17 protein-coding genes are annotated in these 24,826 nt (G+C 45.0%); 9 read left to right on the forward strand and 8 right to left on the reverse strand.

Annotated elements, in window-relative coordinates; translation table 11 throughout:
• The first annotated feature begins 119 nt into the window (after positions 1–119).
• The 9 genes from AB4407_RS14115 (at position 120) to AB4407_RS14155 (ending at position 12,894) form a co-directional block, all read left to right on the forward strand.
• Positions 120–1,106: an ABC transporter permease gene (locus tag AB4407_RS14115; RefSeq protein ID WP_171731579.1), complete on the forward strand. Its 987-nt coding sequence runs from the start codon at positions 120–122 to the stop codon at positions 1,104–1,106.
• Positions 1,107–1,108: 2 nt separating this feature from the next.
• Positions 1,109–2,134: an ABC transporter permease gene (locus AB4407_RS14120; RefSeq protein ID WP_009847563.1), complete on the forward strand. Its 1,026-nt coding sequence runs from the start codon at positions 1,109–1,111 to the stop codon at positions 2,132–2,134.
• A 2-nt stretch (positions 2,135–2,136) separates the two neighbouring features.
• On the forward strand, positions 2,137–3,120 hold the full coding sequence (locus AB4407_RS14125; protein ID WP_372121013.1) for an ABC transporter ATP-binding protein: 984 nt from the start codon (positions 2,137–2,139) through the stop codon (positions 3,118–3,120).
• 86 nt (positions 3,121–3,206) lie between these two features.
• Positions 3,207–4,202, forward strand: coding sequence for an ABC transporter ATP-binding protein (locus AB4407_RS14130; protein WP_372121014.1), 996 nt, complete (start codon positions 3,207–3,209; stop codon positions 4,200–4,202).
• A 98-nt stretch (positions 4,203–4,300) separates the two neighbouring features.
• Positions 4,301–6,022, forward strand: coding sequence for a glycoside hydrolase family 9 protein (locus AB4407_RS14135; RefSeq protein ID WP_372121015.1), 1,722 nt, complete (start codon positions 4,301–4,303; stop codon positions 6,020–6,022).
• Positions 6,023–6,024: 2 nt separating this feature from the next.
• The gene (locus tag AB4407_RS14140) at positions 6,025–6,909 is read left to right on the forward strand and encodes a BadF/BadG/BcrA/BcrD ATPase family protein (RefSeq protein WP_372121016.1); all 885 of its coding nucleotides are present in this window, start codon (positions 6,025–6,027) and stop codon (positions 6,907–6,909) included.
• Between the two features lie 12 nt (positions 6,910–6,921).
• The gene (locus tag AB4407_RS14145) at positions 6,922–8,856 is read left to right on the forward strand and encodes a beta-N-acetylhexosaminidase (protein WP_372121017.1); all 1,935 of its coding nucleotides are present in this window, start codon (positions 6,922–6,924) and stop codon (positions 8,854–8,856) included.
• Positions 8,857–9,001: 145 nt separating this feature from the next.
• Positions 9,002–11,407: a GH36-type glycosyl hydrolase domain-containing protein gene (locus AB4407_RS14150; protein ID WP_372121018.1), complete on the forward strand. Its 2,406-nt coding sequence runs from the start codon at positions 9,002–9,004 to the stop codon at positions 11,405–11,407.
• A gap of 74 nt (positions 11,408–11,481) precedes the next feature.
• Positions 11,482–12,894 carry a phosphoglucomutase/phosphomannomutase family protein gene (locus AB4407_RS14155; protein ID WP_372121019.1) on the forward strand — a complete coding sequence of 471 codons (1,413 nt, stop codon included), beginning with the start codon at positions 11,482–11,484 and terminating at the stop codon, positions 12,892–12,894.
• Between the two features lie 157 nt (positions 12,895–13,051).
• On the opposite strand, the gene AB4407_RS14160 is transcribed toward AB4407_RS14155, so the two are convergent.
• The 8 genes from AB4407_RS14160 to AB4407_RS14195 all read right to left on the reverse strand — a co-directional run bounded on the left by AB4407_RS14160 (position 13,052) and on the right by AB4407_RS14195 (position 24,816).
• On the reverse strand, positions 13,052–14,080 hold the full coding sequence (locus tag AB4407_RS14160; protein ID WP_372121020.1) for an ABC transporter ATP-binding protein: 1,029 nt from the start codon (positions 14,078–14,080) through the stop codon (positions 13,052–13,054).
• On the reverse strand, positions 14,080–15,705 hold the full coding sequence (locus AB4407_RS14165; RefSeq protein WP_372086615.1) for an ABC transporter permease: 1,626 nt from the start codon (positions 15,703–15,705) through the stop codon (positions 14,080–14,082). The genes AB4407_RS14160 and AB4407_RS14165 overlap by 1 nt, the downstream gene beginning before the upstream one ends.
• A gap of 243 nt (positions 15,706–15,948) precedes the next feature.
• Entirely contained in the window at positions 15,949–16,965 is a 1,017-nt protein-coding gene (locus AB4407_RS14170; RefSeq protein ID WP_012604721.1) for a Fe(3+) ABC transporter substrate-binding protein, read from the reverse strand.
• Between the two features lie 164 nt (positions 16,966–17,129).
• The gene (locus tag AB4407_RS14175) at positions 17,130–18,359 is read right to left on the reverse strand and encodes an ammonium transporter (protein WP_017097325.1); all 1,230 of its coding nucleotides are present in this window, start codon (positions 18,357–18,359) and stop codon (positions 17,130–17,132) included.
• Positions 18,360–18,386: 27 nt separating this feature from the next.
• The gene (glnK, locus tag AB4407_RS14180; RefSeq protein ID WP_004738200.1) at positions 18,387–18,725 is read right to left on the reverse strand and encodes a P-II family nitrogen regulator; all 339 of its coding nucleotides are present in this window, start codon (positions 18,723–18,725) and stop codon (positions 18,387–18,389) included.
• A 239-nt stretch (positions 18,726–18,964) separates the two neighbouring features.
• Positions 18,965–19,333, reverse strand: a complete 369-nt coding sequence (locus AB4407_RS14185) for a YacL family protein (RefSeq protein ID WP_372121021.1) — start codon at positions 19,331–19,333, stop codon at positions 18,965–18,967.
• Between the two features lie 282 nt (positions 19,334–19,615).
• Positions 19,616–22,204 carry a bifunctional aconitate hydratase 2/2-methylisocitrate dehydratase gene (gene acnB, locus AB4407_RS14190; protein ID WP_372121022.1) on the reverse strand — a complete coding sequence of 863 codons (2,589 nt, stop codon included), beginning with the start codon at positions 22,202–22,204 and terminating at the stop codon, positions 19,616–19,618.
• Between the two features lie 272 nt (positions 22,205–22,476).
• A complete protein-coding gene (locus AB4407_RS14195) occupies positions 22,477–24,816 on the reverse strand; it encodes a patatin-like phospholipase family protein (protein WP_372121023.1) in 2,340 nt (779 codons plus the stop codon).
• Between the last annotated feature and the right edge of the window lie 10 nt (positions 24,817–24,826).

The following is a 24,826-nucleotide window of genomic DNA, read 5'->3' on the forward strand; positions in this document are numbered from 1 at the left end:
CCCACACTCTCAATTGAAAGTATGGCGCTAGTCGTCAGGGGATTTTTCGTTCCAAATTTCGCTAGGAGCGACCTGAATCCAGAAACAGGGAAACAATCTGGGTGAGTAAGGTGTGAGTTATGGGTTATTTTTTAAGACGTTTGTCATTTTATTTTGTCGCGCTATTAGTTGCTGCGACGTTAAACTTTATTATTCCAAGAGCAATGCCTGGTGACCCAGTTACCATGATGTTTGCGAACGCTTCAGTACAAGTTACTCCAGAGCGTATTGCTGCAATGAAAGAGCTATTAGGCTTCGTTGATGGTGGCTTACTGGTTCAATACGCAGCGTACATGAAGAACATTCTTAGCTGGGAACTTGGTACATCAATTCAATTCTACCCACTTTCTGTAAACACACTGTTGGGTGGAGCATTCGGTTGGTCGCTTTTCTTAGCTGGCACCGCAGTTATTCTTTCTTTCTCGATTGGTTCAATCCTAGGTATTTTCGCAGCGTGGAAACGCGGCAGCAAATACGATGCCTTCGTAACACCTGGGATGCTAATTCTGCAAGCCGTTCCTCAAGTTGTTATTGCGATGATTGCACTGTTTACTTTCGCAATCGGCTTAAAGTGGTTCCCAACAGGTTATGCCTACACCGCAGGTACAGTACCAGATTGGACAAGCTGGGCATTCATTAAAGATGTCGCTTACCACGCCTTCTTACCGCTGTTTTGTGCTTCTGTTGTTCAAATTGGTGGCTTCCTAGTAAACATGCGTAACAACATGATCAACCTACTAGCAGAAGACTACATCACGATGGCGAAAGGTAAAGGCCTGAGTGAAAACCGAGTGGTATTCAACTATGCAGCTCGTAACGCGATGCTGCCAAGTGTGACGGCGCTTTCGATGTCTCTAGGTATGGCGATCGGCGGTCAGTTAATTATCGAAATCATCTTTAACTACCCGGGTCTTGGTAGCGTACTTTTCAACGCAATTAACGCTCGTGATTACCAAGTACTGCAAGGCCAACTGCTTATCATGACGCTATTCATGCTGTTCTTTAATCTAGTTGCAGACATGCTTTACGTTGTTCTTGACCCTCGTCTTCGTAAGGGTGGTAAATAATCATGAAAGATATTCTAAAACTCATTTGGCGTAATCCGATGGCTCTAACTGGCGTCATCATCCTAAGCATTTTTATTCTTGGTGCTATTGCGGCTCCATTGATCACAAAACATGTGCCAGACAAGCGTACAGGTAATCCACACGAATACCCTGGCTTCGTGGTTAAGTCTGCACAAACTAACCCTGATGGCTGGGTTGCTCAAAACCTAGCAGACGATCGTCGTACATTGATAATGTCTAAGAAGGCAGACCATGTACTGGGCACAACTCGTATGGGTCGTGACGTTTGGTCTCAAGTGGTATACGGCGCACGCGTATCTCTTGCTGTAGGTTTTGGTGCGGGTCTTACCGTATGTCTACTCGCAACGGTTATCGGTGTTTCTGCAGGCTACTTCGGTGGACGTGTCGATGACGTTCTAACCGCCGCAATGAACATCATGCTGGTTATTCCTCAATACCCATTACTGTTCGTAGTTGCAGCCTTTATCGGTGAGGCAGGGCCACTCACCATAACCTTGGTTATCGGCTTTATGTCCTGGGCTTGGGGCGCGCGTGTTGTTCGTTCCCAGACCTTAGCACTGCGTGAAAAAGAGTTTGTAAAAGCCGCTGAAGTTCTGGGTGAATCTTCATTCCGTATTATCTTCGTAGAGATTCTTCCAAACCTTATCTCTATTGTTGGCGCGAGCTTTATCGGTTCGGTGATGTACGCAATCATGATGGAAGCAACGATTTCGTTCCTAGGTCTTGGTGACCCGAACACAATCAGCTGGGGCATCATGCTTTACAACGTTCAAACCTCTTCATCAATGCTGATTGGCGCTTGGTGGGAACTATTGGCTCCTTGTATCGCATTGACACTACTTGTAACTGGTCTTGCTCTACTTAACTTCGCTGTCGATGAAATTGCTAACCCGCAACTGCGTTCTCACAAAGGCATGAAGCGTTGGAAGAAACTAGCAGCTCAAGACAAAGAAGAACGTGAACCAGAACTACCACCACAAAATGCACTTTGGAGCGGAGATAAATAATCATGTCTGAACCACTAATTTCTATCCGCAACTTATGCGTGGATTACATCACAGAGTCTGGCGATGTTCGTGCGTGTAACAACGTAAGTTTCGACATTGCTCCAGGTGAAGTATTCGGCCTAGCTGGTGAATCTGGCTGTGGTAAATCAACTGTTGCTTTCTCTCTTATGCGTCTGCATAAGCCGCCCGCTTACATCAGTGGTGGTGAGGTTATCTTCAATGGTGAGAACATCCTTGAATACAGTGATGACCGTATGCAAGCGTTCCGTTGGAGCGAGATGTCGATGGTATTCCAGAGTGCGATGAACGCTCTCAACCCTGTATTACCAATGGAAGAGCAGTTCTGTGACGTAATCATGCGTCACACCAACATGACTCGTGAGCAAGCAAAAAAACGCGCTGAAGGTCTACTTGAGATCGTCGATATTCACCCAAGCCGATTGAGTGACTACCCTCACCAATTCTCTGGTGGTATGCGTCAACGTTTGGTTATTGCTATCGCTCTAGCATTGAATCCAAAGCTGATCATTATGGATGAGCCAACGACCGCACTTGATGTGGTTGTTCAACGCGAAATCCTACAAAAGATCTATGCACTAAAAGAAGAGTTTGGCTTCTCGATTCTGTTCATCACCCATGACTTGTCATTGATGGTCGAGTTCTCTGACCGTATCGGCATCATGTACTCAGGTGAACTTATCGAGGTTGCCAATGCTCAAGATATTCTAGAAAACCCTTACCACCCTTACACCAAAGGGCTGGGAAGTTCTTTCCCTCCACTAACAGGGCCAAAGACAAAACTAGCGGGTATTCCTGGCAACCCTCTGAACTTGTTAGAGATTCCTGAAGGGTGTCGTTTCCAAGCTCGTTGTGACCGTGTACATGAAACGTGTACCAAGGTACCAACCAAGCTGCGTTCTATCGACCCGGGACATTTGTCTAACTGCCACCTGTACGGTGACCCAATAGTACAAAGGAAGCTATAGCTTGCACGCTTTTTGGCGTGAATAACTAAACAGGCGGATCGACCGCCTAAAAACAAGCAAAGCGAATAAGGATTCTGGAGACAATTATGAGCAAAGATTTCGGTCAATTATTGGTAGAAGGCAAGAATGTCGTAAAAGACTTCCCAATAAGCAGTACCACAATTCAAACCCCAATGATGCGTGCAATTAACGACGTGTCATTCAAGATGTACAAAAGCCGCGGTCTAGCTGTAGTTGGCGAGTCTGGTTCAGGCAAATCAACAACAGCAAAAATGATCGCAAAAATGTACGCGCCTTCGGGCGGTACGATCGAATACAAAGGTCGTGATATTCAAGAGATCTCAAGCAGAAACGATCTTATGCAGTACCGTGAAGGCGTGCAGATGGTATGGCAAGACCCGTTTGGTTCCCTGAACCCAACACATAACATCTTCCATCACATTGCTCGACCATTGTTGATCCACAAAAAAGTATCTCCGGGCAACAAGAAAGAGTTACAGGAACGTGTGTACGATCTTCTAGAGCAAGTGGGCTTAGTACCACCACAAGCAACGGCAGAGAAGTACCCTCACCAACTCTCTGGTGGTCAGCGTCAACGTGTCAACCTAGCCCGTAACATCGCGGTTGGTGCTGAGGTTGTTCTAGCGGATGAGCCAACTTCAATGCTAGACGTGTCAATTCGAGCTGGTGTTTTGAACCTAATGGAAGAGATGAAGTTTGAGAAGCAAATGTCTCTGCTTTACATCACTCACGACATCGCAACTGCTCGTTATATTGCAGAAGACCTTTCAGTGATGTACGTAGGCCATATGGTGGAATGGGGCGATACCGATGACGTTATTGCTAACCCTCAACACCCATACACTCAACTACTGGTTTCTGCTGTTCCAGATCCTAAGAAATCGATACACGAACAATTGGCAGGTAACAAAGGTGAAATTCCACTTTGGACTCCAGTATCCGCAGGCTGCCCTTTTGCAGGCCGTTGTACTCACGCAATGGACAAGTGTAAAGAGCAACTACCGGGTGTGACCCAATTAGCCGATAACCACTTTGTGCGTTGTTACCTACACGAAAGCTAAACATTAAGACTGAGTTAGGGTCTGCGGACCCTAACTATTCATATCCAAACCAATTCAAGTACCTAGCCAAAAGAAACTAGGACCTTTGGAGAACATTGATGCTGTTATTGACCAACCATATTGGCTACGAATCTTCGGCTCCCAAGCAGGCGATATTACAAACTAAAAAGGCTCGTTTATCGAGTACAACTGCACTTTTGGTGTGTGCCGACAACCATATTACTGTGGGCAACTTTGATATTGTAAAACAAGGCCGCGTAGCAAACTGGCATCAAGGACAATTCTTCACAATCGATTTCAGTTCATTTACCGAATCCGGTCGCTACTACCTACGCTTTGATAACCTGCGTTCAGAAGTGTTTGAGATTGGCAACAACCTACTAATGAACAACACATTTTCTGATGTGCTTCATTACTTCAAGTCTCAACGTTGTGGTGGCACTTTTGACAAGAAAGATCGACAAGCACAAATTCTCGGCACCGACAGATACGTTGATGTGCATGGTGGTTGGTACGACGCATCGGGTGATGTAAGTAAGTACTTTAGCCACCTATCTTATGGCAATTATCTCAACCCACAACAAATTCCGATGGTTGTTTGGAACATGCTCAAAAGCGTGCGCTTGACTAGCAATAACCCAGACTTTCCTAAATTCTCTATGACTCGTTTAGTGGAAGAAGCCCTATTCGGTGCCGATTTCTTAGTGCGTATGCAAGACGCTGACGGATACTTTTACATGACGGTATTCGACAAGTGGAGTAAAGACATCAATCAACGTGACATCTGCGCATACGCCACTCAAGAAGGTAACAAATCAACGGACTTGCAAGCGGGCTACCGACAAGGTGCGGGCGTTGCTATCGCCGCATTAGCTGCTGCATCTGAACTTGAAACCTCGGGCAGTTACTCGAGCCAAACTTATCTTGAAGCTGCCGTTAGCGGTTATTGGCACCTAAAAGAACATAACCTGCAGTACCTAAACGATGGCGAAGAAAACATCATCGATGAATATTGTGCCCTACTCGCTGCCAATGAACTGTACCGAGTAACAGAGGACGAGCAATACCTATCAGAAGCAAGAGCTTGGGCGAGCCGCTTGATCGCACGTCAGCAATCTGATGATTCATTTGAGCACTTTTGGTCAGCTAATGCTGATGGCTCTCGCCCCTATTTCCATGCAGCTGAAGCTGGCCTTCCTGTAATTGCTCTATGCGAGTACATCGATAATGAAACTGACACTGAGTTGCAAGAACAAGCACGTGTGGTTGTTGAGCAAGCTTGTCAGTTCGAAATCAATATTACCGACAAAGTCATCAACCCATTTGGCTACCCAAGACAGTACGTTAAAAATGTTGATGGTGATAAGCACGATGCCTTCTTCGTCGCTCAACAAAACGAAACTGGCTACTGGTGGCAAGGTGAAAACGCGCGTCTTGGCTCAATTGCGACCATGGCGTACTTAGTTCAACCACACATTCAAGATGCCGGTCTTCAAAAGCGCTTAATCCAGCTTTCACAAAACAGCCTAGATTGGATCTTAGGTCTCAACCCATATCACATGTGCATGCTCGATGGTCATGGCCATAACAACCCTGACTACCTACCGCAGCTTGGTTTTTTCAATGCGAAAGGCGGTATTTGTAACGGCATCACCGCTGGCTTTGAAGATGACCAAGACATTGCGTTCAATCCACCAGCGCAAAAAGATGACATGCTCCAAAACTGGCGCTGGGGCGAACAATGGATCCCTCACGGTGCTTGGTTCCTATTGGCAACAGCTGCGCAATTCAACTTCCTAGCTCAGCGTAAGGAGCAATAATCATGACGCTTTACTACGTAGGTATTGATGGTGGCGGCACTTCTTGTCGTGCTCGTATTCGCGATGACCAAGGCAAACTCATTGGTGAAGCAAAAAGTGGCAGTGCCAACATCCTTTTGGGTGTTGATGTTGCGATGAGCTCAATTATTGATGCCATTACTCAAGCGGCGCAGCAAGGGCAACTCGACTCCAATCATTTTTCCAATATGCATGTCGGCCTTGCACTGGCTGGCGCTGAGCAAAAATCAGCATGGTTCGACTTCATGGCTCAACCACACCCTTTCGCAAGCATGACACTAAATACCGACGCTTATGGCGCTTGCATTGGTGCTCACAATGGCCAAAACGGCGCAATCATGATTGGTGGTACGGGTTCTTGCGGTATCTACCTAAAAGACGGCGAGCAACATGTGGTTGGCGGTCGTGAATTCCCGATATCAGATCAAGGCGGAGGCGCAGTTATGGGCTTACGTTTGATTCAACAAGTCTTGCTTGCAGAAGACGGTATTCGCAGCAAAACTCCGCTGACTCAGCACGTTATGAATCACTTTGATAATGATGTGGATGCCATCGTCGAATGGTCAAAAGGCGCAATACCAAAAGACTACGGTCAATTCTCGCCAGTGATTTTTCAACTGGCTAACGAAGGTGACGAGCTGGCTATCGATATGCTCAAGCAAACCGCTGCTGATATCGAAATGTTTGTCTTAGCACTGCATCGAAAAGGCGCTGACAAGGTGTGCTTAATGGGAAGTATCGCTGAGCGTATTCTCAACTGGCTATCACCACCAGTACAACAATGGATCGTAAAACCTCAATTCGACGCTATTGAAGGCGCATTGATGTTTGCCGGAAAACCACAACACAACTTGTATCAACAGGCTTAGCAGGGAAGTTATATGAATTATCGCATCGACTTAGCTGTTCTTTCTGAACAAAAAAATAACTGCCGATTTGGCCTTACGGTACACAACTTAAGTGACCTCGACGTAAAAGGTTGGTCTCTGCATTTTGCATTTGACCGATTCATCCTTCCTGAGAGTCTATCGCAAGGTGAACTGACTCAAGTTGGAAGCTATTGCTCGTTCAAACCAAGTTCGCCCGTGTTAAAGGCCAATAACCATTACTACCTTGAATTCAGTATTCAAAGCGCCCCATTCCGCTTCTATTCTGATGGCCTTAATGATGCCTTTATCCAATCACATCATGATGGAGAAACATCGGTACTGCCTGTCGCGATATCACCGATAGTTCTGGCGTCACCATACCGTGAACGCAATCAGATACCTGAAGTGAATGCAGCTGAAATTGCATTGATTCCGCAGCCGAACCAGATCGAACTTAAGCAAGGTAGCTTCGCGTTAAATAGTGAATGTAAGATTGAGGTTCAATCTCACCTTGCAGATAAGGCAGTCTCTTGGTTCCAGCAAGAATTGCTATCGACCTTTGAGTTGCCTCTTTCGAACGCGCTTTCAAAAGACGAGAGTTGCGACATTCTATTTCGCAGCAATCCAACATTAGACGAAGCAGAATACAAACTCCGCATTACTGAACAACAAATAATGGTTGAATCAGGTAGCCAGTCTGGGTTTACACACGCCGTGGCAAGTCTGATTCAATTGATTCAACAACTGAATGCCGAAAATTTTTCTATTCCATGCTGCAAAATCGCCGATCACCCTCGCTTTAAGTACCGAGGCATGATGTTGGATTGCGCGCGTCACTTCCATTCAGTAGAGCAAGTGAAGCGCTTAATCAATCAACTAGCGCACTACAAATTCAACGTTTTTCATTGGCACCTAACCGATGATGAAGGTTGGAGAATTGAGATTAAGAGCCTGCCTCAGCTGACTGAAATCGGCGCTTGGCGTGGTCCTGATCATGCATTAGAACCGCAATACACCCACATTGCGGATAACTATGGCGGTTTCTACACGCAACAACAGGTTCGTGAAGTCATTGAATACGCAGAGCAGCGTAGCATCACGGTTATCCCTGAGATTGACATCCCAGGCCACTGCCGCGCCGCGATCAAATCACTACCAGACATGCTAGTTGAGCAAGCAGACACCACACAATACAAGAGTATTCAGCACTACAACGACAACGTGTTAAATCCAGGTTTGTCAGGCACTTACCAATTCTTAGATGCGGTTATTGAAGAAGTCGCAGAGCTTTTCCCTAGCGAATTGATCCACATGGGCGCAGACGAAGTACCACCCGGTGTGTGGACCAACAGCCCTGCCGCTCAAGCACTGATGAAAGAGCACCAGTACCAAGACAGCAAAGATCTACAAGGTCACCTATTCCGCTATGCCGAAAACAAACTCAAGCAACTCGGCAAGCGCATGGTGGGCTGGGAAGAAGCACAGCACGGCGACAAGGTGAGCAAAGAGACCATCATCTATTCATGGCTCAGTGAAGAAGCCGCTATCAATTGTGCTCGCCAAGGCTTCGATGTGGTGCTGCAACCAGCACAGTTTACCTATCTCGACATGACCCAAGATTATGCACCGGAAGAGCCGGGCGTAGATTGGGCTGCCGTTATCCCCTTAGAACAAGCTTATACCTACGAAGCCCTCGCTGAGATATCCGACACCGATCCAATTCGTAAGCGGATCCGCGGAATTCAGTGTGCTTTATGGTGTGAGATCGTTACCAATCAAAAGCGCATGGATTACATGGTATTTCCAAGAATTAGCGCTTTAGCTGAAGGATGTTGGACACATAAACACAACCGAAACTGGCTAGATTACCTATCTCGCCTAAAGGGACATCTGCCATTACTCGACAGACTCAATGTTGATTATCGCAACCCTTGGAAAGCTCAATAAAACGAAGCCAAAGCACGCTCAAGTCGAGTGCTTGCTGACTCAAATTAAGTTACTAACTCAAATTAAGGTGCTCAGTCTAATAAAACTCAGCATCACTATTTAAAAATTAGCTGCATAGATGCAGTTTGTTAAAAAGGAAATGACAATGAAATACGGCTATTTCGATAACGACAATCGCGAATACGTCATCACTCGCCCTGATGTACCAGCACCTTGGACCAACTACCTAGGTACTGAAAAGTTTTGTACCGTGATTTCGCACAATGCGGGCGGTTACTCGTTCTACAATTCTCCGGAATACAACCGTGTTACTAAATTCCGTCCAAACGGCACCTTTGATCGTCCTGGACACTATGTTTACCTGCGTGATGATGAGACGGGCGATTACTGGTCTATTTCTTGGCAGCCTGTGGCAAAGAGCCTAGATGAAGCAAACTACGAAGTTCGTCACGGCCTGTCATACTCAAAATTCAAGTGTGAATACAGTGGTATTACAGCAACCAAAACGTTATTCGTTCCTAAGGGTGAAGATGCGGAAGTTTGGGATGTCGTACTAAAGAACAACACTGACAACCCAAGAACCATCAGTACTTTCTCATTTGTTGAGTTCTCGTTCAGCCACATCCAATCGGATAATCAGAACCATCAGATGTCTTTGTACTCTGCGGGTACGTCTTACCAAGAAGGTGTTCTTGAATACGACCTGTACTACAACACTAACGACTTTGAAGGTTTCTACTACCTAGCTTCAACTTTCTCACCAGACAGCTACGACGGCCAACGTGATAACTTCCTTGGCATGTACCGTGATGAAGCGAACCCAATTGCCGTTGAGAACGGTAAATGTTCTAACAGCGCTCAAACCTGTTACAACCACTGTGGTTCTCTACATAAACAATTTACCATTCAACCGGGTGAAGAAGTTCGCTTTGCCTATGTACTAGGTATCGGCAAAGGCAATGGTGAACGCCTACGTGAAAAATACCAAGACACAGCCAACGTCGATGCGGCTTTCCAAGGTATCAAAGATCACTGGGACGAGCGTTGCAACAAATTCCAAGTTAAGTCTCCAAACGAAGGCTTAGACACAATGATCAACACATGGACACTATACCAAGCAGAAACTTGTGTGGTGTGGTCGCGCTTTGCATCATTCATTGAAGTTGGCGGCCGTACAGGTCTTGGTTACCGTGATACTGCGCAAGATGCGATCTCAGTACCTCATGCCAACCCACAAATGACTAAGAAACGTATTATCGACCTGCTACGCGGCCAAGTGAAAGCGGGCTACGGTCTACACCTATTCGATCCAGACTGGTTTGATCCAGAGAAAGCAGACGTTGAGCCATCGAAATCACCAACGGTTGTTCCAACACCGTCAGATGACGACAAGATCCATGGCATTGAAGATACTTGTTCTGATGATCACCTATGGATCGTTCCTACCATCATCAAATACGTGATGGAAACCGGAGAACACGATTTCTTTGACGAAGTGATTCCATACGCAGATGGTGGCGAAGCGACAGTTTACGAACACATGAAAGCCGCACTGAATTTCTCTGCTGAATACGTAGGTCAAACAGGTATCTGTAAGGGGCTTCGCGCAGACTGGAATGACTGTTTGAACTTAGGTGGCGGTGAATCTTCAATGGTTTCATTCCTACATTTCTGGGCTCTACAAGAATTCTTAGACTTAGCTAAGTTCCGCAATAACGACGCTGACGTTGCTAAATACACTGAAATGGCAGCGAATGTTCGTGAAGCTTGTGAAACGCACCTTTGGGATGACGAGGGTGGCTGGTACATCCGTGGTCTAACTAAAAATGGCGACAAGATCGGTACAGCTCAACAAGCTGAAGGTCGTGTACACCTTGAGTCAAACACACTAGCGGTTCTGTCTGGTGCGGTTTCTCAAGAGCGCGGCGAGAAAGCGATGGACGCAGTTGATGAGAACCTATTCTCAGAATACGGCCTACACCTAAACTCTCCATCGTTCGCAACACCAAACGACGATATCGGCTTTGTGACTCGCGTTTACCAAGGCGTTAAAGAAAACGGCGCTATCTTCTCTCACCCGAACCCATGGGCTTGGGTAGCAGAAGCGAAGCTAGGCCGTGGTGACCGTGCCATGAAATTCTACGACGCACTAAACCCGTACAACCAAAACGACATGATTGAAACACGTTACGCAGAACCCTACTCGTACGTGCAGTTCATCATGGGTAAAGACCATCAAGACCACGGCCGTGCAAACCACCCTTGGTTAACAGGTACCTCGGGTTGGGCTTACTTTGCGGTAACCAACTTCATTCTTGGTGTTCGCACAGGCTTTGAAGGCTTAACAGTCGACCCTTGTATTCCAACTGATTGGCCGGAATTCGAGGTTACTCGTCAATGGCGTGGCGCGACTTACAACATCACAGTGCAAAACCCGAACGCAGTAAGCAAAGGGGTTTCCTCTATCACTATCAACGGTGATTCTGTTGAAGGTGCAATCCCAGTACAAGCAGAAGGCAGCGTGAACGATGTTGTCGTTGTTCTAGGCTAGTCACTTAATTTAACGAACAGCTCTTGCCTCAAGTCTTTATCGACTTGAGGCAATGAGACTAAAAGGATTTTCTAATGATTAAATTTGGTACAGGTGGCTGGCGCGCTTTCATTGGTGAAGAGTTCACCAGAGACAATGTTCGCCTTGTGGCGCAAGCGCTCGCAAACATCATCAATAATGAAAATGCAGCAAAGAACGGCTTCGTGATCGGTTACGACCGCCGCTTCCTTTCAGATAAAGCCGCGTGCTGGTTTGCTGAAGTATTGGCAGCCAACAACATCAAAGTAAGCTTCATTGATAAGTTCGTTCCAACACCTATCGTGATGTTCCAAGCAAAAGAGATGGGATGTATTTACTCTGCGTGTATTACCGCTTCTCACAACCCTGCTGACTACAATGGCATCAAAGTGTTCATTGAAGGTGGACGTGATGCTGACGAGATCATAACAGAGAAGATCGAACAGCAAATCGCAACTCTAACCAACGAAGATGTTATTCGTGTCGATTTCGAACAAGCGTTAAACGACCAAGAAATCGAGATAATCAACCCGATGAACGCCTTTGTTGATTCCATCATTAATGCCATCGATATTGAATCGATTAAGAAAGCGAATCTACGCGTACTGATCGACCCAATGTTTGGTGTGGCGAAAAACGCTCTGCAAACTGTTCTTATAAACGGTCGCTGCGATGTCGATGTCATCAACGATGGCAAAAACCCAGATTTTGGTGGCTTGATGCCATCGCCAAGTGCCGCAACGCTGTATCGCTTGAAGCACTTAGTTGCGGCTGAAGGTTACGATATTGGTATTGGAACCGATGGCGATGCCGACCGTTTAGGTATCATTGATGAGAAAGGTCACTTCATTCACCCTAACGAAGTTCTACTACTGCTTTACTACTACCTACTGGAATACAAAGGCTGGAAAGGCTCTGTAGTACGTAATATCGCAACTACACACCTACTTGATAAAGTCGCTGCAGATCATGGTGAAAAGAGCTTTGAGGTTCCTGTAGGCTTCAAGCATATCAGCTCTCAAATGGAAGCCGACGACTCACTGATTGGTGGCGAAAGTTCGGGTGGTTTAACCATTCGTGGCCATATTAAAGGTAAGGATGGCGTGTTCGCATCGAGCTTATTGGTTGAGATGATCAGTGTAACAGGTAAAAAATTATCTGAGCTGCTTGATGAAATCTACTCGAAGTATGGTTATGCGTATACGGCAGAAGGGGATTGCAAATTCAAACCGTCTGAAAAAGAAGCACTCTACACCAAGATTTACGTAGAGAAACAACTGCCTGAATTTGAATACGAAATTGAAAAAGTCAGCTATGAAGATGGTGCTAAAGTTTACTTCAAGAATGGCGGCTGGGTGATCGCTCGCTTCTCCGGAACAGAGCCTTTACTACGAATCTTCGCAGAAATGGAAGACAAAGACACTGCAGAACGTGTTCTTCAAAAAGTGAAAGACTTCCTATCTCTATAGACTTATAGAGTGCAGCAGTTTTGAATGGGACTTAACAAACCACTGCCTTGTTAAAGCCTATAGGTGAAGAACTCTTGCCCAGTACTCTGTGTCAAAGTGCTGGGCTTTTTTACGAATGCATTTTACTTTTCGGTAGAACGATACTTACTGCCTATCATTAAAACGCCAACACACCTTTGGTATCTACTTTGACGGTGACTGGCATACCAACACCTAGAGCCTCAGAAGACGTTGCTAACAGTTTTTGACCGTTAGCTTCAATCACATAACGACAGTGGTCGCCCATAAATTGTTGTTCCAACACGGACAGGTTACTATCGACATCATGACTCGCCACGATATGCTGTGGTCTTAGTAACAACGCACATTCCGCTCCCACTTCAATCTGAGTTTGTGCTTTCGCTTCAATCAGACCTAAGCTCGTTTCAAATTCATTATCTGAAATACGCTTTGCATTTAAGTAGCTACCACCACCTAAGAAATCAGCAACAAACTTACTCGATGGGTGGAAGTACAAATCAGAGGCTGAACCATATTGCTCAATCACACCATGGTTCATTACCGCCATTTTATCTGAAAAAGCGAATGCTTCTTCACGGCTGTGCGTTACAAAAATAGCAGTAACACCCTGCTTTTTAAATATTTTACGAATTTGAGATATCAGCTCATGCCGAACTTGAGTGTCAATGTTCGAGAAAGGTTCATCCAACAACAGTAGATCCGGCTTGTAAGCCAAAGAACGCGCAATCGCGACACGTTGTTGCTGACCACCAGAAAGTTGATGTGGGTATCGGTCACCGAATTCATCTAAGTGAACCAGCTCCAACATCTCTTGAACTTTCTCTTTCTTTTGCTGCTCAGAGAGACCTTTGAGGCCGAAGCAGATATTCTGGTTTACCGTCAAGTGCGGAAACAGAGCATAATCTTGAAAGATCATTCCGATGTTTCGCTGTTCAGGTGGTAGCCAGTTATCTCCATCGTCGATGGTTAGACAGTTCAAGCTCATGACGCCACTACTCAATGGAAGCAAGCCGGCAATCGCTTTAAGCAGCGTAGTCTTACCACAACCACTGGCACCAAGCAGACAAACAATTTCACCATGCTCAACTTCTAAAGAAAGAGATTCCAAAATAGTTTGGGACTCGTACTTACAAGTCAGATCTTTAATTGATAATGCACAACTCATTAGTGTTTCTGCTCCAAGGAACGGTTTACGATAATCAGAGGAATTAACCCTACTAACACCAATAACACAGCGGGCATCGCCGCCAACTCTAGGTGCTCATCAGAGGCATAGTTATAAACATAAGTCGCCAATGTTTCGAAATTGAAAGGGCGTAGCAGTAATGCCGCATTTAACTCTTTCATTGATTCGATAAACACCAATAATCCGGCGATCAATGCGCCTCGTTTAATCAAAGGTAAATGAACACGACGTAACATCTGGTTGGTATTGCAGCCCATTGTTTTAGATGCCATATCCAATGAAGGAGAAACTTTACTCAAGCTACTTTCAATGCTGCCAATTGCAACCGCTGAAAAACGCACGACCATGGCAAAGATAAGTGCAAACATAGAACCAGAGAAGATCAAACCTGGTCCTGTCCATTCCATCACTTTTGCAATATCGTTGACTAAGTGATCCATAAACAAAACTGGGACCATCACACCAATGGCTAACACGGTGCCTGGAACGGCATAGCCCATGGAAGCGATACGCATATAAGCCTGATTTTTATTACTTGGGCTAACACGTTGATTGAAGTTCACAATCAAAGCAATAACGACACCAATAATTGCAGCAACTACCGAAACATAAAGGCTATTAACGGCATACTCTCTAAATTCAGGGGTCCAGCTTTGAGCAAAATATTTGTAGGCATAAATCATTAACTGGGCAAGAGGGAACAAGAATGCGACACACACCAACCCCCAGCACCAAAACAATGCTAACCACTTCTTCCAACCGGAAAGGTCGTAACGAAAATCTTCACGACTACTGAATTGATTCTGGAATAATTTCTGTTTGCGACGGCTATAGCGCTCTGAACTCAATAGTAGGATCACGATAATCAGCATGATCGCCGATATTTTCGCAGCAGCCGTTAAGCTTGAGTAACCTAACCAAGTGTCGTAAACCGCAGTCGTTAAGGTATTGACTGCAAAGTAACTTACGGTACCAAAGTCACCAATGGTTTCCATTGCAACCAGTGATAGACCGACCGCCATTGATGGACGAACAAGCGGCAAGGAAATACGACGAAAGCTTTCCCAAGGTGAACACTTTAACAACCGAGCGGATTGCAATAAGGAGACGTTTTGCTCCATAAACGCCGCGCGGCATAGCAAATAAACATAGGGGTAGAGAACAAGTGACAGAACAATAATAGCTCCGAACAAGGTTCTAATGTCTGGGAACCAGTACTCTCCGGGCCCCCACCCTGTTAAATCTCGTAGCAGAATTTGAACCGGACCAGCAAAATCGAACCAATCGGTAAAGATATACCCGACAATATAGCCTGGCATTGCTAATGGCAGCACTAATGCCCACTGTAAAACGCGCTCTCCTGGAACACGGCACATTGCCATAATCCAAGCTGACGGAATACCAAAAGCCAAGGACAGAAATAAGGTTCCTATGACTAAAACCACCGTATTATAAGTATAGGTGGGCATTACTGTGGACATAAGATGAGAAAATAGCTCATCAGTTTCTCCAACAGCAGTCGTAAAAATCGCTAAAATCGGTAAAACCAGCAATACAGCAATGATGCAGCTACTGGTGTTCCATAAATAATTCTTTTCTTTCATCGCCTAACTACAACGAGGCTTAATGAAACACAAATGCATTTGCAAATACATCTCATATCCTTTTAATGGGGGGTTATTTATACCCATATACTGTAATGACTTCAAGGTGAGATGCTCATAACTCTGGGGATTAACGGGGAGCTTTGTATCAAAAAGTGATTTTCCAAAACAAAACAGCCCCAAGTTACCGAAATGGCGACTTGAGGCTGTCATTTTACTTGGGCCGAAGCCTACAGTAAAAAATTATAGATCGAACTTAACTTCGTCTAGTAGCTTGATTGCTGCTGCGTGGTGGTCAGCAATTTGGTCTAGAGAAATGGTATCAGCTTTGAATTCACCCCAAGAAGCAACAAGCTCTGAAGGTTTAACATCAGCTTTAACTGGGTATTCGTAGTTCACTTCTGCGTACATGCCTTGCGCCACGTCACCAGATAGGAATTCCATGAGCTTAACTGCGTTCTCTTTATTTGGAGAGAATTTAGCCATTGCCATACCAGAGATATTTACGTGAGTACCTGTTGTCTCTTGGTTAGGGAAGTTAAGGTAAACAGCGTCAGCCCAAGCTTTTTGCTCTTTATCGTTAACCATCTTACCTAGGTAGTAGCTGTTACCAAGAGAAACGTCACATAGACCTTCTTTGATCGCTTTAACTTGTGCACGGTCATTACCTTGAGGCTTACGTGCTAGGTTTGCTTTTACGCCTTCTAGCCATTCTTTCGTTTCAGCTTCACCTTTGTGAGCAATCATCGAAGATACTAGAGAAACGTTGTATGGGTGCTTACCGCTACGTGTACAGATTTTACCTTTGAATTCTGGCTTAGCTAGATCAGCGTAAGTGAAATCTTCACCTAGACGACCAACACGGTCACGAGAAGAGTAAACGCTACGTGTACGAGTTGTTAGAGCGAACCACTCGTTAGCTGTGTCTTGGTACTGAGCTGGGATATTCTTTTCTAGAACATCACTTTCTACAGCTTGAACTAAACCTTTTTCAGTTAGCTCAGATAGGCGGCTGATATCAACAGTTAATACCACATCTGCTGGGCTGTATTCGCCCTCTTGAGCTAGCTTTTCTGCTAAACCTTTCTTAGCAAACTTAACATTCACCTCGATACCAGTCTCTTTTGTGAACTCATCAAACATAGGTTCAACAAGGAAAGGTTGACGGTAAGAGTATACGTTTACTTCTTCAGCAGCGATTGCAGCCGTTGGTGCGATTGCGCTACATGCTAGAGCTGAAAGAGTTAGCAATTTTTTCATTGGTAAAGTCCTTTATATCGAAATGATAATCTATATCAGTTGCGTTATTATATTTATTAAAATATTAATTTCAATGATAGAGCACAAAAAAACCTGCTCATGAGAGCAGGTTTCAAGTGGGTAATATGTAAATATTTGTAAATTATGGATTAATACATAATGTTCTATTTTACAGACACAAACTCTGGATAGGCGCCGACACCACAATCGTGCATGTCCATACCTTCAAGCTCTTCATCTTCCGTTACTCGGATACCGATTGTTGCTTTAAGCACTGCCCATACCGCTAGGCTAGCACCGAATACCCATGCAAAGATTACTGCTGCACCCAATAGTTGAGCACCAAACGTTGCATCAGCATTGCTTAGTGGCACAGCCATTAGACCGAAGAAACCACACACACCGTGTACCGATATAGCACCTACTGGATCATCAATCTTAGCTTTGTCTAGAGCGATGATGCTGAATACAACCAATGCACCAGATACAGAACCAATCGCTACAGCAAATAGAGGTGATGGTGATAGAGGGTCTGCAGTGATTGCTACTAGGCCAGCTAACGCGCCGTTAAGAATCATTGTTAGGTCTGCTTTACCCCAAGTTGTTTTACATACTAGTAGTGCTGCAATCGCACCTGCTGCTGCTGCTGCGTTGGTGTTAAGGAAGATTTGGCCAACCGCTGTCGCGTTCTCAAAGTCAGAAACCATTAGTTGAGAACCGCCGTTGAAACCGAACCAACCAAACCAAAGGATAAATGTACCTAGCGTTGCCAGTGGCATATTTGAACCTGGAATCGGGTAGATCTCACCGTTCTTACCATATTTACCTTTACGAGCACCCAGTAGAAGCACACCCGCTAAGGCTGCTGAAGCACCGGCCATGTGTACGATACCTGAACCAGCAAAGTCACTGAAACCGGCTTCTGATAGAAAACCACCGCCCCAAGTCCAGTAACCTTCCATTGGGTAGATGAATGCTGTTAGCACGACAGAGAAGATAAGGAATGACCAAAGTTTCATTCGCTCAGCAACCGCGCCAGATACCACAGACATTGCTGTTGCAACGAAAACGACTTGGAAGAAGAAGTCTGATTCTAATGAGTGGTCTGCACCTTCACCTTGAGTACCAATCAGAGTACCAAATGACGGTAACCAGCCACCTTCGCCGTTATCGACATACATAATGTTGTAACCAACGACTAAGAAAGTCGTACAAGCAATCGCGTACAAACAAATGTTCTTAGTTAAAATTTCTGTGGTGTTCTTCGAACGAACAAGGCCAGCTTCTAACATCGCGAAGCCTGCAGCCATCCACATTACCAACGCACCTGAAATGAGGAAGAAAAAAGTGTCTAGTGCGTAACGTAGTTCCGTTACTGTTGTTGTCAGTTCCATATTAAAGTCTCCAGTCCTTGTAATTCTTTAAAGTGCTTCAGCATCCATTTCACCGGTACGAATTCGTACGGCTTGGCTTAGGTCATACACAAAAATTTTGCCATCGCCGATTTTTCCGGTGTGTGCCGCTTGGCTAATCGCTTCAACAACTCGGTCAACATTTTCAGCTTGGGTTGCAATCTCTAGCTTTACCTTTGGTAGGAAGTCCACCTGGTACTCTGCACCACGATACAATTCAGTGTGCCCCTTCTGACGACCAAAACCTTTCACTTCAGAAACCGTCATACCTTCAATACCCACATCAGAGAGCGCTTCGCGTACATCGTCTAATTTGAATGGCTTAACAATGGCATTTATTAATTTCATATTCTTTCCTTAAATTCTTCACTTAATCCGTTAATACTCTTATTACAATCCAAGTAGCGTGCCAAGAATTTAAGTGTTTGATTTTAAATAAAATAGAAACAATACCGATTTAGAAAAGAAAAAGACCGCACCAATATGGTGCGGCCTTTTCACTATCTTAATGCGCTGCATTGTCGTTGCTCTAGTTTTGGGCAACGGAGCCTTCAAAGCTCTGAATGACTAATAAATAGGTGTCAGGACTAGTAACCTAAAAAATCAATCCAACGTTCGATGAGCAACTCGAAATCGTCAATTCCGCAACTTGCTTCGCTTTCACAATTATAGAAATCGAACTCACTGCCCTCTTCCATCTCTTGTTCGTGCCCTAGCACATTTTCTTGAATCGTTACGTCGTCTTCATTGATCGCTAGGCTGATCTCTTTGCCTAGTAGCGTCACTTCATTATTCAGATCCAAACGTGAACGCTCAATCAACGCCATCACATGATCGAGTTTTTGCTTATCTTTACCGATCTCTTCTTGAAGCCAACGGCCAACAATTTCATGACCCATGCTGCACTTTACATAGTACTCGCCCATTAAAGTGTTTCGTGTAAATTCAAATTCCATAAAGGCTCCGCGCACTAATGACAGATAGGGTAAAAAATGAGGCGAGAGTATATAGCGAAGTCATCAAGAGATCGAGTCGCTCGTAAACTAACATTCAGACATAAAAAAACGCCTACCGAAGTAGACGCTCTATCATTTGGGTTCCTCTAAATAGTTGGAGTTGCAGCTAGGCGACAAGTACGTTCATCCCTATGAGCATAGAAGCTCTATGTGACTAGGGCGGCCGGCGCTCCGGTGAACGTACGCAGTCAACAACGCTGCAGCTACAAATATAACGAGGAACTAAGCTGGTTCTTGGAAGATAACCGTGTCTGCTTTGTCCGTGTACTGACCCATTTTATGGAAGTTCAGGTAACGGTAAGTATCGGCAGCGGTTGCATTGATCTTCTCAGCGTACGCTAAGTACTCTTCTTTAGTTGGGATACGACCAAGAATCGCACCAACAGCAGAAAGCTCAGCAGAAGCTAGATAAACGTTCGCACCATTACCTAAACGGTTCGGGAAGTTACGAGTAGACGTAGACATAACCGTCGAAGCATCAGCAACACGAGCTTGGTTACCCATACACAGTGAACAACCCGGAGTTTCGATACGAACCCCAGCACGACCGAAGATGCCGTAGTAGCCTTCTTCTGTCAGTTGGTCTTTATCCATCTTCGTTGGCGGAGCAACCCATAGGCGAGTATTTAAAGAGCCATTAAACTCTTCTAACATCTTACCTGCAGCACGGAAGTGACCGATGTTGGTCATACAAGAACCGATGAACACTTCTTGAATTTCAGTGCCTTGAACGTCAGAAAGAAGACGAGCATCATCAGGATCGTTTGGTGCACATAAGATTGGTTGATCGATATCAGCAAGATCAATCTCGATAACGTGCGCGTATTCCGCATCTGAATCAGCAGATAGCAACTCAGGGTTCGCTAACCACTCTTCCATTGCAGTAATACGACGTTCGATAGTACGAACATCACCGTAGCCTTCAGCGATCATCCACTTAAGCATCACGATGTTCGAGTTCAAGTACTCAGAGATAGACTCTTCAGAAAGCTTAACGGTGCAACCTGCAGCTGAGCGCTCAGCAGATGCATCAGAAAGTTCAAATGCTTGCTCAACAGATAGGTGCTCAACACCTTCAATTTCTAGTACACGACCAGAGAATTCGTTGATCTTACCTGCTTTCTCTACAGTCAGTAGACCTTGCTTGATGCCGTATAGAGGAATTGCGTGTACTAGGTCACGTAGCGTGATACCTGGCTGCATTTCACCTTTAAAGCGAACCAAGATAGATTCAGGCATATCAAGAGGCATAACGCCTGTTGCCGCAGCAAATGCGACCAAACCAGAACCCGCAGGGAATGAAATACCTAGAGGGAAACGAGTATGCGAGTCACCACCTGTACCTACAGTATCAGGAAGAAGCATACGGTTTAACCAAGAGTGGATAACACCATCACCCGGACGAAGTGAAACACCTGCACGGTTCATGATGAAATCAGGCAGTGTATGGTGAGTGTTTACATCAACTGGTTTCGGGTATGCAGATGTGTGACAGAAAGACTGCATCACAAGATCCGCAGAGAACCCAAGACAAGCCAGATCTTTCAGCTCATCACGCGTCATAGGACCGGTAGTATCTTGAGAACCTACTGTTGTCATTTTAGGTTCGCAGTACTGACCCGCACGCACACCTTCAACGCCACACGCTTTACCTACCATCTTCTGAGCTAACGTGTAGCCTTTATCAGAAGCAGAAGGATCGATTGGTTTAGCAAACAGATCAGTTTCTTCTAGACCTAGAGCGTCACGAGCACGACCCGTTAGACCACGACCGATAATCAGTGGAATACGTCCACCAGCACGCACTTCATCAAGAAGTACTTTGCTTAGCTCAAAGTTTGAAATCACAGAACCGTTCTTGTGAACAACACCTTCGTACGGGTAGATATCGATGATATCGCCCATGTTCATGTCTTGTACGTTCAGTTCAATGGGTAGTGCGCCTGAATCTTCCATTGTGTTGTAGAAGATTGGTGCAATTTTACCACCCAGACAAACACCGCCAGTACGCTTGTTCGGTACGAATGGGATATCTTCTCCCATGAACCAAAGTACTGAGTTTGTCGCAGATTTACGTGAAGAACCTGTACCAACAACATCACCGACGTAAGCCAGTGGAATGCCGTCTTTTTGCATTTCTTCGATTTGATTGATTGGACCAACGCTACCCTGTTCATCAGGAGTGATGCCATCACGTTCCATCTTCAGCATCGCTTTCGCGTGCACTGGGATATCAGGACGTGACCATGCATCAGGCGCTGGCGATAAGTCATCAGTGTTAGTTTCACCGGTAACTTTAAATACTTTAACGGTGATCTTTTCCGCTACTTTGTTCTTCGCTGTAAACCATTCAGCATCAGCCCAAGATTGAAGTACTTGTTGCGCTGAAGCATTACCTGCTTTCGCTTTATCTTCTACATCGTAAAACGCATCGAACATCAGTAGAGTATGAGACAAGGCTTTAACTGCGATTGGAGCAAGCTCAGCATCGTCTAGCAGAGACACTAAAGACTCAATGTTATAACCGCCTTGCATAGTACCAAGCAGTTCTGCAGCTTTTGCTTTGCTTACTAGTGGGGAAGCGACTTCACCTTTAGTGATAGCCGTAAGAAAGCCCGCTTTTACGTAAGCAGCTTCATCTACACCCGGTGGAATGCGGTTTTCTAATAGGTCAAGAATGATTTCTTCTTCACCTTGAGGTGGATTCTTCAGAAGTTCAACTAGGCCAGCGACTTGCTCAGCATCTAGTGGTCTTGGGACAACTCCCTCGGCAGCACGTTCTTCGACGTGTTTACGGTAGGCTTCAAGCACGACTTTTTTCCTCTCATTGCGGTTCACTTCTTACCTTCATAATTATTAGTAAAATAAAGAAGCGAACATCCTTGGAAACTTGGCTCTCCATTGCCATTTTTGTCATTCAATTTGTATTGATGAGCGGCATCATAGAGGCCAAACTGTGGGCGGTAGAATAGCAAATTTAACGTTAAATTAAAATCTTATCATTTTGACCAACATAGCAAGTTAAGACAAAAGTCCCACTATTTTTGCCTATTTACGCAGTAAAACGGTGACTCTACGCATGATTATTTGTAGGAAGTACCAACAATCAGATACACCGAATCAAAGTTATCTTCGGTTCGGCCATAAGCTAATATGATCGGCCCGATGGGTGAGTCGACACCCGCAAAAACAGAACCTGCCGTATACATTGGTGCTTCATCCAGTCTTAAATTATTGTCTGACCAAACACCACCATGTTCAATAGAGGCACCCACGTAGAACGGTGATTCAAAGAGGCCGAAGTCATTTTCAAACCACTTATAACGGTAGATCAAACTGGTGTAAGCTAAGTTCTGACCGATCAAACTATTTCTTGGAATACCGGATAGATTGAGGAACCCTCCTAACTCTTTCGGATCAATCGGAAAGACTGAGTTTTTACTTTCTACGATGCCGTAATCAACCTTTGCGACTAAAGTATGCTTTTCAATGCTTTGTGCTGCCATAAAATTGGCCGAAAGTTCAAAGACTGTATCGCTCTCAGAAGAAAAATCGGAACCACCATTAGAGCTCTCATTCTCAAAATCGTCATGAGAGATAAGGTACTCTAAATCGACAAAATAACCTTCGGTAGGAAGACTGAAGTTGTCCAAAGTATCCAATCTATAACTGGCAAAGGCACCAATACGTTTATAGCCACCACTTCCTAATGAAGGTAATGATGCCACCTCAATGCTACCATCTGTATAACGCGCTCCAAATTTCAGCTCTTGCCACAATGTCGGTTGATAGCCAAATGCCAATTCACTCAGATACTCTTGATAAGACATTGGTAAATAGTCTTTGGTTGCATCCAGTGTAGGTTCTCCAATCTCGCCAATTCCTGCTGGCAGGTTTCGATTCTGGTTGCTGTAAGCAATAGACACAGATGTGAACAACTTTTGACTCGAAAAGAATGGCGAGAAGAGTTCCGCTTCAATACGCTTGTCAGTACCCATTTCAAGATTGGTTCTTAACTCTGCGCCATGTTTGTTAATATCAGTAAAGTTGGCAGAAACACCGAGCGAATACTGGCTGGTAGTCGAGAAATCATCTTCAAGAAAGAATCGAAAATTGAGGTAGTTTGGACCCCAGGATTTTTCGTTCACATCGACCAACAGTTGATCCTCGCCATCAACATTTTCAAATTCATAAGTAACCAACTCGAACCGATCTAAGGCATAAAGATCTTTCACTTTAGATTCGATTTCACTGGTTTTAATAACCTGACCAGAATCGAGGTTTAAACGATTTTCGATCAACTTATCTGAATAGTGGGTGTTGTTGTTAATAATAACTCTATCAACGACAGTCTGGTCGCCATGCTTTAGCTGCTTTCGAGCTTGCTGTTTATGATCGATATACTTTTGATAGTCTGCGTTAGAGAGCGCCAACTTAGAAAGCTGATCCGTATACTGCCTTGTTGCTTCGTATCCAGCATGATAAGCCGTCGGCATTTTATCGAACTCGGTGGTCTCCATTTGCCCAACATCAGGACGTAGGAAAAAATCATCGTCTGTTAACGTCGCGGCTTGCTCTTGAGTGCTGCGTTGAACAAGGTAATTAGAGAGTTGGTCTGCTGCGGCTAAAAAGTTAGTGAAGTCTTCTTTGCTTTTGTAGTTAGTACTGATATCAATCGCAATAACTATGTCAGCACCCATCGCTCTAGCAACATCAACAGGCATGTTATTGGTGACACCACCATCGACCAACATTCGCCCATCAACTTCATAAGGCGGAAGTGCTCCAGGTACTGACATACTCGCCATCATCGCATCAACAAGGTGACCATGATCGATCACGACTTCTTCAAGGTCGATAATATCGGTTGCGACAGAGCGATATGGAATAGCGAGGCTGTCGAAAGAATCGAGGGGAGATAAATTACCAGTGGTCTCGCGCAGAATACGCAACATATTCTGACCTTGAACCACACCTTTTCTGGCTTTGATTTCACCCCAACCTAAACCGAGATCAGTATTCAGTTGATAACGGTCTTCATATTCTTTGTCTCGCACACGGCGATCACTACGGTTGACGCGATCGCGATAGCCGCGATTCCAATCAACCGTATAAATAAAGCTCTCGATCTCATCAGCGCTCATCCCTGTCGCATAAAGACCACCAACGTATGCGCCCATGCTGGTACCGGTAATGTAATCAACCGGAATTTGCATCTCCTCTAGGGCTTTAAGCACACCGATGTGAGCTGCACCTTTAGCGCCACCACCAGCAAGAACGACAGCAACGGTTGGCCTTTTATGAGCTTGTTTAAGTTCAACATGTTCTGATGAATCAACCTGTGCTGCAGTAGCGGCAAACAGTTGAAAACTGATCACAGTACCGACAATACCCAAGCTACTCACTAACCAACGAGAAATCATTATCTAAACT

Source organism: Vibrio sp. 10N.261.46.E11, assembly GCF_041472735.1.
In the GTDB taxonomy this organism is placed as follows: domain Bacteria; phylum Pseudomonadota; class Gammaproteobacteria; order Enterobacterales; family Vibrionaceae; genus Vibrio.

Bases quoted from the DNA above. Each gene is read 5' to 3' on its own strand.
- AB4407_RS14115 (WP_171731579.1), top strand. From the start codon at position 120: ATGGGTTATTTTTTAAGACGTTTGTCATTTTATTTTGTCGCGCTATTA.
- AB4407_RS14120 (WP_009847563.1), top strand. From the start codon at position 1,109: ATGAAAGATATTCTAAAACTCATTTGGCGTAATCCGATGGCTCTAACT.
- AB4407_RS14125 (WP_372121013.1), top strand. From the start codon at position 2,137: ATGTCTGAACCACTAATTTCTATCCGCAACTTATGCGTGGATTACATC.
- AB4407_RS14130 (WP_372121014.1), top strand. From the start codon at position 3,207: ATGAGCAAAGATTTCGGTCAATTATTGGTAGAAGGCAAGAATGTCGTA.
- AB4407_RS14135 (WP_372121015.1), top strand. From the start codon at position 4,301: ATGCTGTTATTGACCAACCATATTGGCTACGAATCTTCGGCTCCCAAG.
- AB4407_RS14140 (WP_372121016.1), top strand. From the start codon at position 6,025: ATGACGCTTTACTACGTAGGTATTGATGGTGGCGGCACTTCTTGTCGT.
- AB4407_RS14145 (WP_372121017.1), top strand. From the start codon at position 6,922: ATGAATTATCGCATCGACTTAGCTGTTCTTTCTGAACAAAAAAATAAC.
- AB4407_RS14150 (WP_372121018.1), top strand. From the start codon at position 9,002: ATGAAATACGGCTATTTCGATAACGACAATCGCGAATACGTCATCACT.
- AB4407_RS14155 (WP_372121019.1), top strand. From the start codon at position 11,482: ATGATTAAATTTGGTACAGGTGGCTGGCGCGCTTTCATTGGTGAAGAG.
- AB4407_RS14160 (WP_372121020.1), bottom strand. From the start codon at position 14,080: ATGAGTTGTGCATTATCAATTAAAGATCTGACTTGTAAGTACGAGTCC.
- AB4407_RS14165 (WP_372086615.1), bottom strand. From the start codon at position 15,705: ATGAAAGAAAAGAATTATTTATGGAACACCAGTAGCTGCATCATTGCT.
- AB4407_RS14170 (WP_012604721.1), bottom strand. From the start codon at position 16,965: ATGAAAAAATTGCTAACTCTTTCAGCTCTAGCATGTAGCGCAATCGCA.
- AB4407_RS14175 (WP_017097325.1), bottom strand. From the start codon at position 18,359: ATGGAACTGACAACAACAGTAACGGAACTACGTTACGCACTAGACACT.
- glnK (WP_004738200.1), bottom strand. From the start codon at position 18,725: ATGAAATTAATAAATGCCATTGTTAAGCCATTCAAATTAGACGATGTA.
- AB4407_RS14185 (WP_372121021.1), bottom strand. From the start codon at position 19,333: ATGGAATTTGAATTTACACGAAACACTTTAATGGGCGAGTACTATGTA.
- AB4407_RS14195 (WP_372121023.1), bottom strand. From the start codon at position 24,816: ATGATTTCTCGTTGGTTAGTGAGTAGCTTGGGTATTGTCGGTACTGTG.